At 55.6% G+C, this 12,665-nt stretch carries 13 protein-coding genes and 3 riboswitches; of the genes, 8 read left to right on the top strand and 5 right to left on the bottom strand.

The window, feature by feature from the left end; all coding sequences use genetic code 11:
* Positions 1–22: 22 nt before the first annotated feature.
* From NBV64_RS09855 to pbpG, 3 genes are all read right to left on the bottom strand, one after another.
* Positions 23–1,012: a Bug family tripartite tricarboxylate transporter substrate binding protein gene (locus NBV64_RS09855; RefSeq protein ID WP_021446611.1), complete on the bottom strand. Its 990-nt coding sequence runs from the start codon at positions 1,010–1,012 to the stop codon at positions 23–25.
* 158 nt (positions 1,013–1,170) lie between these two features.
* The gene (locus tag NBV64_RS09860) at positions 1,171–2,085 is read right to left on the bottom strand and encodes a LysR family transcriptional regulator (RefSeq protein ID WP_250755643.1); all 915 of its coding nucleotides are present in this window, start codon (positions 2,083–2,085) and stop codon (positions 1,171–1,173) included.
* A gap of 10 nt (positions 2,086–2,095) precedes the next feature.
* Positions 2,096–3,100: a D-alanyl-D-alanine endopeptidase gene (gene pbpG, locus NBV64_RS09865; RefSeq protein ID WP_009454188.1), complete on the bottom strand. Its 1,005-nt coding sequence runs from the start codon at positions 3,098–3,100 to the stop codon at positions 2,096–2,098.
* 289 nt (positions 3,101–3,389) lie between these two features.
* Between pbpG and NBV64_RS09870 the strand changes: the two genes are divergently transcribed.
* The 3 genes from NBV64_RS09870 (at position 3,390) to NBV64_RS09880 (ending at position 5,532) form a co-directional block, all read left to right on the top strand.
* Entirely contained in the window at positions 3,390–3,728 is a 339-nt protein-coding gene (locus tag NBV64_RS09870) for a flagellar protein FlhE (protein WP_250755645.1), read from the top strand.
* Positions 3,729–3,866: 138 nt separating this feature from the next.
* Complete coding sequence (locus tag NBV64_RS09875; protein ID WP_009454185.1) at positions 3,867–4,682, top strand: motility protein A; 816 nt, start codon at positions 3,867–3,869, stop codon at positions 4,680–4,682.
* Positions 4,683–4,686: 4 nt separating this feature from the next.
* On the top strand, positions 4,687–5,532 hold the full coding sequence (locus tag NBV64_RS09880; protein ID WP_240688304.1) for an OmpA/MotB family protein: 846 nt from the start codon (positions 4,687–4,689) through the stop codon (positions 5,530–5,532).
* 76 nt (positions 5,533–5,608) lie between these two features.
* Here NBV64_RS09880 and NBV64_RS09885 read toward each other — a convergent pair whose 3' ends face one another.
* Positions 5,609–7,048, bottom strand: coding sequence for a sodium:solute symporter family protein (locus NBV64_RS09885; RefSeq protein WP_026482622.1), 1,440 nt, complete (start codon positions 7,046–7,048; stop codon positions 5,609–5,611).
* Between the two features lie 141 nt (positions 7,049–7,189).
* Positions 7,190–7,297, bottom strand: a riboswitch (TPP riboswitch).
* A 66-nt stretch (positions 7,298–7,363) separates the two neighbouring features.
* Positions 7,364–7,461, top strand: a riboswitch (TPP riboswitch).
* Between the two features lie 50 nt (positions 7,462–7,511).
* Between NBV64_RS09885 and NBV64_RS09890 the strand changes: the two genes are divergently transcribed.
* The 5 genes from NBV64_RS09890 to NBV64_RS09910 all read left to right on the top strand — a co-directional run bounded on the left by NBV64_RS09890 (position 7,512) and on the right by NBV64_RS09910 (position 11,474).
* Positions 7,512–8,294: a 3-oxoacyl-ACP reductase gene (locus NBV64_RS09890; protein WP_250755647.1), complete on the top strand. Its 783-nt coding sequence runs from the start codon at positions 7,512–7,514 to the stop codon at positions 8,292–8,294.
* Entirely contained in the window at positions 8,291–9,583 is a 1,293-nt protein-coding gene (locus NBV64_RS09895) for an LLM class flavin-dependent oxidoreductase (protein ID WP_035273191.1), read from the top strand. The genes NBV64_RS09890 and NBV64_RS09895 overlap by 4 nt, the downstream gene beginning before the upstream one ends.
* A gap of 152 nt (positions 9,584–9,735) precedes the next feature.
* The gene (locus tag NBV64_RS09900; protein WP_250755649.1) at positions 9,736–10,485 is read left to right on the top strand and encodes an SDR family NAD(P)-dependent oxidoreductase; all 750 of its coding nucleotides are present in this window, start codon (positions 9,736–9,738) and stop codon (positions 10,483–10,485) included.
* Between the two features lie 57 nt (positions 10,486–10,542).
* Positions 10,543–10,687: riboswitch (FMN riboswitch) on the top strand.
* Positions 10,672–10,839 carry a hypothetical protein gene (locus NBV64_RS09905; RefSeq protein WP_181900152.1) on the top strand — a complete coding sequence of 56 codons (168 nt, stop codon included), beginning with the start codon at positions 10,672–10,674 and terminating at the stop codon, positions 10,837–10,839. It overlaps the preceding riboswitch by 16 nt.
* The gene (locus NBV64_RS09910) at positions 10,839–11,474 is read left to right on the top strand and encodes a riboflavin synthase subunit alpha (RefSeq protein WP_250755651.1); all 636 of its coding nucleotides are present in this window, start codon (positions 10,839–10,841) and stop codon (positions 11,472–11,474) included. The genes NBV64_RS09905 and NBV64_RS09910 overlap by 1 nt, the downstream gene beginning before the upstream one ends.
* A 206-nt stretch (positions 11,475–11,680) precedes the next feature.
* On the opposite strand, the gene NBV64_RS09915 is transcribed toward NBV64_RS09910, so the two are convergent.
* Positions 11,681–12,214 (bottom strand): AAA family ATPase, encoded by a 534-nt coding sequence (locus tag NBV64_RS09915; RefSeq protein WP_250755653.1) that lies wholly within the window; start codon positions 12,212–12,214, stop codon positions 11,681–11,683.
* Between the last annotated feature and the right edge of the window lie 451 nt (positions 12,215–12,665).

The following is a 12,665-nucleotide window of genomic DNA, read 5'->3' on the forward strand; positions in this document are numbered from 1 at the left end:
AGCTAGCCGGGGCGCATGTGTTTTATTCGGCTTGCAGCTTGGCCAGTTCGACCAGACGAGCATATTTGTCGACCTCTTTGGCCTGGAACTCTGCCGCGTTCATGCCGGGTGCGTAAAGCGTGGCTCCATTGGATTGCATTTTCTCTTGCAAGTTGGCCGATTGCAGGCTGCTGTCCAGAGCCTGACGCAAGGTGCTGGTGACGGATTCAGGCAAATCCTTGGGGCCATACAAACCAAACCAGACGTTGATGTCGACCTTTTCAAAGCCGGGTGTATCGGCCAGCGGCGGGATCTCCGGGGCAGCAGGAGAGGCATGGGTTTCGGTAATGCCCAAAGGCACGATGGCGCCTGCGCGAGCTTGCGACAGGCCCGAGGACAGCACAAGGTAAGCCGTATCCAGTTGACCACTCATCAAATCCGAAACCAGGGGTGGGACGCCACGGTAGGGCACGTGCATGGCGGTGGTACCGGTCGAGGCGTTCACCATTTCACCGGCTAGGTGCAAGGTAGTACCTACGCCGGAGGAACCAAAGCTGAAGGCTTCCGGTTTGGCCGCCCGCAGCTTTTGCGCATAGTCTGCCGCGGAGCGAATACCGGACTCTTTGGAGGCTGCCAGCAACAAGGGCTGGGAGGCAATCATGCCAATAGGCGTGAAGTCTTTTTGCCCGTCGTAGCGCACGGCTTTGTTGATCATGCCGGCGATGATCATCTCGTTGGTAGAACCCAGCAGCAGGGTATAGCCGTCGGCGGCTGCACGTTGTACGCGTTGAGCACCAATGGTGCCACCGGCACCGCCTGCGTTTTCCACGACGACGCTTTGGCCCAAACGGCTGCTCAGCTCTTCAGCTAACAGGCGGGCAGTCAGATCCACGCTGCCTCCGGCGGGATAACCCACGACCAGAGTCAGGCTGCGTGAGGGGTAGGTGTCGGCGTGGCTGATTGAGGCTTGCAAGAGGCTACAGGCGCCCAGAATGCCAAGGACCAAGCTGCGCTTGGGAAAAGAAAAAGACATGATGTGCTCCCCGTTCAATAGATAGGTTTCCAAGCAGCGGCCGGTGTGCGCGCTGCGGGCCTGTTTATCCTTAGTTATGAAAGGGTATTGTGTCTGTTGCGGCTACTTGCGATGTGCTGTTGCGGCACATGGACGTGCTTTTTCGGTTGCTTGTGCGTTTATCGCCCCTGCTGGGTGAAGGCCCAGACGGACTCTGCCAGATCCGAGAGCGGGGCTCGGGAGCGATACAGCCGAACTTCAAAGGCAATCTCGTCGCCTTTGCCGCCCAATTGCACCAGCGTGCCGCGACGACATTCATTGGCAATCATGGACAGGGGTAACCAGGCTACGCCCATGCCTTTCAATACCGAGCCCATTGCCGTATCCAGAGAATCGCAACGCACCGTGCTGACCAGGGGATAGGGAAAGTGGTGCAGCTTGTCACCCAGAATGCGGGCCATGGCCAAGCCGCCTGAATATGAAATCAAAGGAATGCTGCGTCCGCTATCGGCATTGAGTTCATATAAAGGTGTGCCGTTCTTGCGGCGCTGACAGGTAGGCACCAATTTGTCAGTGGCGATGGTCATATACGTCACTTGCTCGGCCAGCAGTTCAATTGACAAGGCCGGGTGTTCATAACAGCACAGAAAGTCGGTTTTGCCTTGGGCCAGCAGCTTGGCCATGTCGGCCATCATGCCGGTGCTGATGTCGATAGGCACATGGGCCGACAAAGGGGCGTGGCTGCCTTTTTGCAGACGGCTGACCCAATCCGTGACCAAGGTGCGTGCCAGGCTACGGCCGGTAGCAATGCGCAAGCTGCCTTGTCCGGCTTGATCCGAGGCCTGCAATTGCCGACGAACGCGGTTCAGTTGTTCCAGCACTTGATTAGCCGTGTTGTAAAACACCTGTCCTTCCGGCGTTAGCGTGATGGGCAGGCTGCTGCGCTCCACCAAGGGTGTTCCCACCCATGCTTCCAAGGCCCGAATGCGACGTCCAAATGCTGGGTGTGTGACGTGGCGTTGCTCTGCTGCCCGAACAAAACTGCCCGCACGAGCCAGGGTTACAAAGTCTTCAAGCAGCTTTAGCTGGGGCACGAAGGGCGTCTTACAGCATGGCCAGGCCGTTGGATTTTTCAACCAGATCGCGAATACGTACGGCGTCACCAATACGCGAGTAACGACCCGAGGAGTTCAGCAGCACAATAGCCACTTCACGATCTTCGATCTTGGTCAGCATTACCAGGCATTCGCCCGCTTCGTTGATGAAGCCGGTTTTGGAGACCTGAATATCCCAATTGGCGTTTTTCACCAAACGATTGGTATTGTTGAACACCAGTTGGCGACCACGTATAGGCTGCACGGAGTATTGATCATTCGTGGTGTATTGCTGGATACGGGCATGCTGGCTGGTGGCCGTCAGCAACTTGACCAGATCACGCGGGCTGGATACGTTGTCGCTGGACAAGCCGGTAGGCTCTACAAAACGCGTATTGCGCATACCCAAGGCACGTGCCTTGTCATTCATGGCGCGCACAAAAGCAGACAAGCCACCAGGATAGCTGCGCCCCAATGCGTGGGCAGCCCGGTTTTCCGACGACATCAGCGCCAGGTGCATCATGTCGGCACGGCTCAGTTTGGAGCCAACGCTAAGACGCGAGCTGGAATATTTGACGCGGTCCACATCTTCGTCGATGATCTCCAGCATTTCATCCATGGGCAGGCCGGATTCAGCTACGACCAGGGCTGTCATCAGCTTGGAGATGGAGGCAATGGGACGAACGGCGTCGCTGTTTTTCTGGTACAGCACAGTAGACGATTCCAGATCCTGCACAAAGGCAATTTCCGAACGCAGGGCCGCGTGCTGGATCAGGGCGTCGTGTTTAAGGGCATTAAGCGCGCGGCGGCTATCGTTCTCGCTATAGCTGATAGGCTGCAGGTTTTTCTCGAAAACCAGATGCGGCACGTTGTAGCTGATGGCGGCTGTGGCTTCATCCAGTGTGGATGGCTCGGCCAGCGCCAGTGTCTGCGCAAAGGACGAAATCGAAAAAGGCGCTAAAAATAAAACACATAGCGCACGTCGAATGAATTTATTTGTTCTGGTCTGAGGCATTTTTCAGTTCCCGGTAGGCGAGAAACAGAAGGGCGGAGAGAATTTATGCGCTTATGCTACCAGAAAAAATCCTCTTTATATTAGTATCTTACGGCTCAAAGTTAAAAAAAAATTAAGATGTCTGCGCGGTATCATTAAGAAACTTATTTTTATCTGTATAAAAACACAGCTTATGCTTTTTCTGAAAGTCCAAAATAATAAAAAACCTGTTTTTATAAACAGTTTTTTAAATCGATTCCTGCTTTCTATCGTCCTGGTTTCATTACCGCTGGCCAGTCATGCTGCCTCCTTGGCCTGGGACGGGGAACAGCTTAGCAATGCCATCACCACCAGCTCGCCCAGCACCCAGCAAAGCTTCCTGCCTGCAGAGGCGGTGCGAGCACAGGCTTCAAGCATAGGCAAGGTGGAAGTCAGTTATCACCACAATGGGCGCGCCATTCTGAAAAGCCGTTTGTGCTTGCAAGGCGGCTCCTGTGTGGACATGAATGGTTCGGTATTAAGTACCAGGGCCTTTGCCGGTCAGGATGCGCGTCTTGGCTTTGTGCTGGTGCATGAGGTGTGGAGCTGGGCGGGTAGCACAGAGCCTGTGCGTGTGCAGGCCTCGATACGGGTGAATTACCAGCGCTAGCCTGAAATGAGGCGGTCTCCCAATAAACGATTTAATTACTCTTGTACTTGATCCACCTCAAAGTCCAGGCCTAAAGAAACCTGCCGTACTGCCGATATGTAGTCCTGATGCCCATCGGGCCATAACCAGGACTTGTGCATGAACCCCTCTACTCTGATCGGCATCGTAGCCAGCGTGCTGCTGTTTGCCGTGATCTTGTTTTTTACGGCAGAAAATCCCGCCTTGTTTGTGGACCTGCCCAGTCTGGCCGTGGTGCTGGTAGGTACCTTGGCCGCGACGTTCATCAGTTATCCCTTAAGCGAAGTTGTCCGTATTTTTGGTCTGATCGGCACTGTGCTGCGCAATGAACGCCTGTATACCCAGCAGGATATGGACGAGCTGATCAATATCTCCCGCCTGTGGATGATGGGGGATATTCGCGCGGTGGAAGAGGCGCTGGAAAAAGTGGCCAACCCTTTTCTGAAAACCGGCGTTCAGCTGGTGATTGATCGGGCACCCCAGGAAGATATTGAAGACCTTTTGCAATGGCGTATCAGCCGTTTGCGTGCTCGTGAACATGCAGAAGCGCAATTGTTCCGTTTGATGGCCAGCTTTGCACCGGCCTTCGGTATGGTCGGCACGCTGATTGGCTTGGTCAACCTGATGTTTTTGCTGGGCGATGGTGACATTACGTCTATTGGTCAGCAAATGGCTCTGGCCTTGATGACGACGTTCTACGGCGTGCTGCTGTCCAATCTGGTCTTCAAGCCCGTGGCGGTGAAGCTGGAGCGTCGTACCGAACAGCGTGTGGTTCTGATGAACATGATCATGCAAGGTGTGTCCATGATGAGCCAGCGCCGTGGCCCGGCCTTGATGCGTGAGACGCTGAACTCCTTCATGGCTCAGTATCAGGACGAGATCAATGACCGGGGCGGCCGCGATGATGATGCGGACCCGGCTCCGGAACGGGGCTGATCCCATGGGAAACATGGAGCAGGACCTGACTTTGGGTGAACTTGCTGACCGCCAGAAAGCCTTGCAAAAGGAACTGGAGCAAGCTCGCGGCGCCAAAATCGAACAACAACTGGCCAGCAATCTGGGCAGTCGTCGTCGTAGCCGCCCCTGGAATGATCCAGGGCTGGCGGTGCCCGAGGAAGAAGAAGCCTGGTTGACCACGTATCTGGACATGATGACCTTGTTGCTGGTCTTGATGATTGTGATGCTGTCCTTTGCGGGTAAGCGGGCGCAAACGGCGGCGCAGGGACAAGGGCAGGGAGGGGCTACAGTCGTGGCCCAAGCAGGCAAGGACGGAGCCGGTTTGTTGCCTGCTGGGGCGGGCCTTTTCCCGGACGCTGGTCAGGGTGAGGGACAAGGCAAAGGCAATCACGGTCTGGATCTGGACGGCTTGGGTGACAATATCGATGTGGTCATGAACGACCAATCCGTGAGCTTTCGTATCAATAGCGAAATTCTGTTTAACTCGGGCGGTGCGGATCTGGGGCTGGAAGGTTTGACGGTATTACGCCAACTGGCTGCCGTACTGCAGAAATCCACCCATCCTATTGTGATTGAAGGTCATACGGACTCGGTGCCGATTCGTAGTTATCGCTACCCATCCAACTGGGAACTATCAGGTGCGCGTGCCGGTAGCGTAGTGCGTTATATGGAAGCCAACGGAATTGGCAGCCAGCGACTGAGCGCTGTCGGTTATGCCGATACCCGGCCTTTGGGGGATAACGGCACCTCGCAAGGCCGTGCGACGAATCGACGGGTTGAAATTATTGTGCAGACTCCCCAAGCACAGCCTGAAAGCCCCGTCCCATGAGCCTTTAACACAAAACCCCGGTTTGTATGTTGCAAACCGGGGTTTTTGTTTTGAGCCGAAATTCAACGCGTCTGACTTAGTCCAGTACGCGCGTGGAGGAAGCCAGAGAGCCTAGATCGAACTTGGGCAGGTGACGACGCAAGGGCATGATCAGAACACTGATCACTACCGGCACAATCGCGGCCAGCAGGAAGGACTCCAGCAAGTAATCCATAGGACCATTGGGGCGCGGGAATACGGCCAGACCGGCGACCAGACCACCGATGGTGCTGATGGTGGCCGTAAAGCCATCGTAGCGGCGGCTGTACAGGCCAAAGAAAACCGGGAAGGCCGCTGCCGAGCACAGCAAGTCTGCCAACAGGAACAAGTACAGTACGCTAAAGCCTTGTGAGGAGGCGTAGAGCACAGGGATGGAGCAAATCCAGATCAGGGAACGCGCCAGACTCATCATTTGGGCGGTGTTGCGATGCGGCATGATGCGGCTCAAGTCCACGGCAATCAGGCTGGAGACAGCGCTGATTGCGGTATCGGCACTGCTCATGACCAGGGACAGGCCTAACGGAATCAGCAGCACCAGGAACCAGACAGGTACGTGCGGCAAAATTACATTGAACAAGGCCACGGAGCTGTCACCGGGCGAGCCCAGACCAACAAAGGCCAGGCCAAACAAGCCCATCAGGAAGATGAAGGGCGCTACAAACAAACCACCCAACAAAAAGCCGCGACGCATGGACTTGGTGTCTTTGGCGGCATAGATGCGTTGCCAGTTACCTTGGTGAAACAGGCCGGTCAGCAAGATGGCGACAAAGAACGTCAGGCCAGCCTTCACGCCTACGGGATCGCTAAGCTCGATCAGTCGAGGAGCTTCCAGTTTCACGTTGTCAAACAACTGTACCGGGCCGCCCACCGCTTGCCAGCCGAACATCACGATCAGGAACAGCATGGGCAGAATCACAAACATCTGCACCTTGTCGGTGAAGATGGAAGCACGCAAACCGCCGTAAGAGGTGTAGATCAGCGTGGCCAGCAACACAATGCTGGCAGTGACCCATAAAGGAATCGGGGCAATCAGGGTGATCATCTTGGACATGGCAGTGATTTCTGCCGTCATGGAGATGAACATGTAAAACAGCATGATGACCAGGGTCAGCGCATACATGGGGCGACCGTAGCGGGCGATGACAAACTCGCTCAGGCTATGGCCGCGAGGCAGCAATTCGCGCATGCGCTTGCCGAGTGGAATCATGGCCAGACGGGGCGACATGGAGCCAATGGCATAGCCGATGACAGCGCTTAAACCGCCCCAGCTGGCTGCCTGTGCGGGCGAGAACAGAATCCAGGCACCCAGCGAGGAGGCCAATAAAGTCAGAATGGTAGCGACCGAGCTTTGGCTGTTGCGAGCCACCACAAAGTCTTCCAGGGAACTGTTGTAGTGGCGGGCGTACAGCACCCCGGCCAAGGCAAAAGCGGCGGAAAAAACGATGAGCCACAGGAGGGTGGCACTTTGGTCCAGCATGAGATCTCCCCAAAAGCCTGCTTGAACAGGCACAAACCGGCCAGTCTGGCAGGGTGCCAGAGCAGGGCGCAGAAAAATGGAGGGATTGAAATGGGGCGTGTGAGCTTGTGAATGCGCCGCTCAGACAAGAGCGGGCAGGCTGCCAGGCCGCGTTTCCTTTCCCTTCGCCGGCATGATCCGGATCAGGTTCTAAGGGTTACCGCTTGAATGCGGAGTCTCAGCCCGTTAAGGACTCCCCCAGGAACAGGCTAGAAGAGTAGGAGAGCTTCTTTCAAATGTCAATAATACGGTTTAGTCCGATTTATGCTATGGTCTGCCTGCGGCACGGGGTGTCCTTCTTGGAAAGGGCTGAGATAAAACCCGTCGAACCTGATCCAGCTCATACTGGCGAAGGGATGTCCGAATCCATGGCCCTGCGTCCGAACTGGGCCGACATCCTCGCCGAATTTTTGCAAGGAATGTCATGTCTGTGGAACACGTCTCGGAACTCTCTCAACAACTTGTTCTGGTCACCGGCGGCGCACGCGGCCTGGGGGCTTGTCTGGTACGCGCCTTTGCGGGCCAGGGCGCAAAAGTTGTGATCAATTACCTGAAAAGTGAAGCAGCCGCTCAGGCGCTGGCGGACGAATTTCCGCAGCAATGTCTGGCCGTGCAGGCGGACGTGACGGATGCGGCTTCGGTACAAGCCTTGTTTGCCAAGGCGCAGGCGCACTTTGGCCAGCCCATCACCACCGTCGTCAATAACGCCTTGCCCGAGTTTTCCTTCAACGGCGATGCCCGTTCCCATGCCGATACCTTGACGTGGGCTCAACTGAACCAGCAACTGGAAGGCATTGTGGGCGGTGCCTTGAACACTACACAGGCCGCCCTGCCTGGCATGAAACAAGCTGGTTTTGGCCGCATTATCAATATCGGCACGAACCTGTTTCAGAACCCCGTGGTGCCTTACCACGATTACACCGCGGCCAAGGCGGCCTTGTTGTCCATGACACGCACCTTGTCGCACGATCTGGGGCCGGATCAGATCACCGTGAACATGATTTCCGGTGGTTTGCTGCGTACAACCGACGCGTCCGCGGCCACGCCCGAAGCGGTGTTTGACTTGATTGCGGCCAGCACCCCCTTGCGCCGCGTGACCACGCCCGAGGAGTTTGCCGATGCGGCCTTGTTCTTCGCCGGTCCGTGGGCGCGTGCCGTAACAGGACAGAATCTGGTTGTTGACGGTGGATTGGTGAAAAACGGATGAGACAGCTGCATTTCAATTTGTTCATTATGGGCTGCGGGCACCACAAAGCAGCCTGGCGCCATCCTGATTCGCAGGTCGAACGTTTGGGCGATGTCCGGTTTTACGAAGAGCTGACCCAAATTGCCGAGCGCGGCAAGCTGGACGCTATTTTCTTTGCCGATGGTCAGTCCAGCGATAACGTGTCCGATGGTCCGCGCTGGTTTCTGGAACCCTTGACCATGATGGCTGCGCTGGCGCGAGCCACCGAACGTATCGGCTTGATCAGTACCGTTTCCAGTACCTTCTACACGCCGTTTGTGGCGGCACGCATGTTGTGCTCTTTGGATCATGTATCCAATGGGCGGATGGGCTGGAATGTGGTGACATCCATGTTTGACTCGGAAGCGCGTAACCACGGCTACGAAGCCATGCCCGATCATGCCTGGCGCTATGCGCGGGCTGAGGAGTTTGTCGATACCGCATTGCAACTGTTCGACTCCTGGAGCGACAGTGCTTTGGTCATGGACAGAAAGGGCGATTACGCCAAAGTGGATCAGGTTCGCCAGATCCTGCATAAGGGCGATCACTTCCTGGTGGATGGGCCCTTGACCTTGCCACGTTCGCCGCAAGGCCAGCCGGTGCTGTTTCAGGCAGGTGCTTCTGAGCAAGGCCGTGATTTGGCCGCGCGCAAAGCGGAGGCTATTTACGCTGTGGCTTATGATTTGCCCTCGGCCCAATCCTATTACCGCGATATCAAACGACGCGTGCGTGAAGCGGGCCGTGGCGTGGATGTGCCTGTGATGCCGGGTTTGGTGACCTATGTGGGCTCCACCATGGAAGAGGCGCGCCGCAAGCAGCAAGAGCTGGACGAATTGCTACCCGCCGAGACATCCTTGCGTCAGCTGGGCATGTTTGTCGGCCAGGACTGCATGAATTGGGAGCTGGATGCGCCAGTGCCACCACTGCCGCCACTGGAAAGCTTCAAAGGCCCCAAAGGGCGCTATGCCACCATGCTGCGCATTGTGGAAATGGAAAAACCGACAGTGCGCCAGTTGCTGGGCCGAATCGCTGCTGGCGGCGGTCACTGCACCATGGTCGGTACGCCGGAGTCCATTGCGGATCAGATTGAGCAATGGTGGCGCAACGAAGGAGCGGATGGTTTTAACCTGATGCCGCCTTCCTTGCCCAATGGCATTCGTGACTTTGTTGAGCAGGTGATTCCGGTTCTGCAAAAACGCGGGCTGTTCCGTCAGGAATACGAGCATGCGACCCTGCGCGGCCACCTGGGCCTGGAGCGGCCTGCCGCCTGATGCCAGGGCAAGAAAAAAGCGGGCATTTCCATAGACGGATTTGTCCGCTTTTTCCCTAGGGTGAAGAGGCTACGACGTGCCTGAAGTTTGCTATCCTTAATGCTTTAATTGTCGCCTGCTTAACGAGCAGCGAGCTGTATAGGGATCGCACTATGAAAACCGCCGTTGTCACCGGGGCCTCCTCAGGGTTTGGGGCTGCGCTTGCCCGTAAATTGGTATCTGAAGGACACACCGTGCTGGGTCTGGCGCGTCGTCAGGAAAAGCTCGATGCCCTGGCCGCCGAACTGGGCGAGCGTTTTGTACCGGTCAGCGTGGATTTGACCGATCGTGCGCGAGCAGAAGCGGTGCTGGCTGATCTGACAGCTCGTTTTCCCAATATTGATGTGCTGATCAATAATGCCGGTCTGGCACTGGGCGTGGACAAGGCGCAAGACGCCAAGATGGATCAGTGGGACACCATGGTGGCCACCAATATCAGCGCGCTGCTGCACATTACGCACGCTTTGCTGCCGGGTATGGTCAAGCGCAATCAGGGCCACATCATTAATCTGGGGTCGACTGCGGGCGAATACGCTTATGCAGGCGGCAATGTGTACGGTGCTACCAAGGCTTTTGTGCATCAACTGGGCCTGAACCTGCGCGCCGACCTGTCGGGTACCGCAGTTCGTGTTTCTACCGTGGCTCCTGGCCTGTGTTCCGGTACGGACTTCTCGACTGTGCGTCTGGGCGATAAAGACAAAGCCGCAGCGCTGTACCAGAACGTGGATGCGCTCACGCCTGACGATATCGCCAATACCATTGCCTGGATCATGAACGCGCCTGCCCATATGAACGTCAACTACATCGAGTTGATGCCAGTGGCGCAAAGCTTTGCAGGCTTGAGCGTGCATCGCAAGGCTTAAGCGTGGCGACCGGCGCGGGTCTGGCTTGATTAGACTTGGGCTCCGGTCTTACACTGCAAACGTCTTCAGGGCGGGGTGAAATTCCCCACCGGCGGTAAGGGAGCCATTCCCCAGCCCGCGAGCGCTTTCCGCCAGGGAAAGGTCAGCAGATCAGGTGAGAAACCTGGGCCGACGGTCAGAGTCCGGATGAAAGAAGATGAAGCATCGCTGCCTTGTGATCAAGGCAGCGGCGTGTTTTATTGCTGCCCGGAGGACGCATTGTTTAATCAAGGATGCGTTCAAATGAAAAATCTGAAAATCTCCCCTGCATTAGCCGTTGGTCTTTTGCATGAATTCTGCGAAGGAGCGTGCTGATGTATACCGGAATTGTTAAAGCGGTTCGTCCTCTTACAGCGGTCAAGGCCGAGCTGGGCCGTACCGAGTTTGAAATCGACTTCACCGACGAGCTGCTGGTGGATCTGCAACTGGGTGCCAGTGTCAGCGTGGAAGGCACGTGCCTGAGTGTGACCAGCATCTCTGGCCCTAAAGTCACCTTTGATGCGATTCCCGTCACGCTGGAGCGCACAAATCTGGGCACACTCAAAATGGGTGATCTGGTCAATATCGAACGGTCGGCCAAGCTGAACGAGGAAATTGGCGGCCATGTGATGGCTGGCCATATCGCAACGACGGCTGAAGTGCTGGAACTGAGCATTACCGAGGCCGGTAATCGCCTCCGTTTTCAGATGCCGGAAGATTGGGCGAAATACGTGTTTCCACGTGGTTTTCTGGGCGTGAATGGCTGCAGCTTGACTGTGGCTGATGTGGAAGACGGTGTTGTGACCATCAACCTGATTCCCGAAACCTTGCGCCAGACGACGTTCTCACGCTACAAGGTGGGCGATAAGCTCAATATCGAAGTGGATCAGCAGACGGTTGTGCTGGTCGATGTGCTGGAGCGTACGGTTGCAGGCACGTTGACACGTGTGATGCCTGGTTTGAAAGGCTGATTGACGCCCAAATGAAGTAAAAAGAGCTGTCAGTTTCAAGACTGGCGGCTCTTTTTTATGCGGGGCTTTTACTGTCTCTGTTGCGGTACTGGATGCTTTGGGGCTTGTGGACAAAGTCTGGAGTGAAACGCAGCCCGAAAGCAGAGTGTGGAGCCGTGTGAGCCTGCCCCTTCTAGCGATCGGCACCTTCCATAATAAAGCTGCACTCACACTTGAGTTAGCGCCTTCAAGACAAAATCAGCACGCTTTTCTACGCTTGTTTTGGGCAGCAGGCTCACTTGGTATCCCAAGAGGGGATAAACACGCTCCAGGCGCTCATACTCACGCAAAGCAGCGTCCATATCGTGACGACGTTCTGGGTCAGCCTCGTATATTTCAGGCCAGGGAGGCGTTAAAAACACCTGTGAATGATAAGGGCAGGTCTTGTCGAGTTCATCCAGCAGTGGCGTTCCCTTTAATTCCTGCAAAGCCGCGGCTGCATCAATCAAACCTCGATCAAAAAATACCCATCCACCATCTTTCGGAGCGCTGGAATAGTCATCTTGCGCGATCTTTATCGCTTCATACAGGAAGGCCTCCATATCCAGCCAGGGAAGGGCAGAGCCACCGCTGGCCAGTTGTTCCTGCACGATGCGTCGCCCAGGTTCCTGGATAACCGTATAGCCACGATTTTGCAGCTCCGATAACAAAGTAGATTTGCCGCCACCAGAGCAGCCGGAGATAAGAACAAAAGGGTTCATAAGAGTAGGTCAGTAGAAGATGAAGACTTGTACAGGCGTGTTCACGCCCCGAAACTGAAGCCGGATGTAGGGATGTAGGGATGTAGGGATGTAGGGATGTAGGGATGTAGGGATGTAGGGATGTAGGGATGTAGGGATGTAGGGTGGGGAAGTCTGGACCAGATACCCGCGAAGATTTTGCAAGTTTAGCGTATTTCTGCATTTCCATACTCCCACACCCAGCCAGCTAGTGACCAGCCGACTTGAAATAATAAAATGCAATTAACGGAAAAGAGTTTTTCTCATTGAAAAGATAGTCTTCAACAAGAAGAGGGCGAATTTACTTACCATCGGCTCGCTTATTGATGCGACATCAGAGGGAAGCACAGCGATAGGGAGCATTCCTGTTCTCATACTCTTGTTCCCACACATTCACACCAAGGGCTTGCTTCAAAACCAAATCGGAGCTTTG

Origin of the sequence: Alcaligenes sp. DN25 (assembly GCF_023674485.1) — a bacterium.
Classification (GTDB): Bacteria; Pseudomonadota; Gammaproteobacteria; order Burkholderiales; family Burkholderiaceae_B; genus Alcaligenes; species Alcaligenes phenolicus.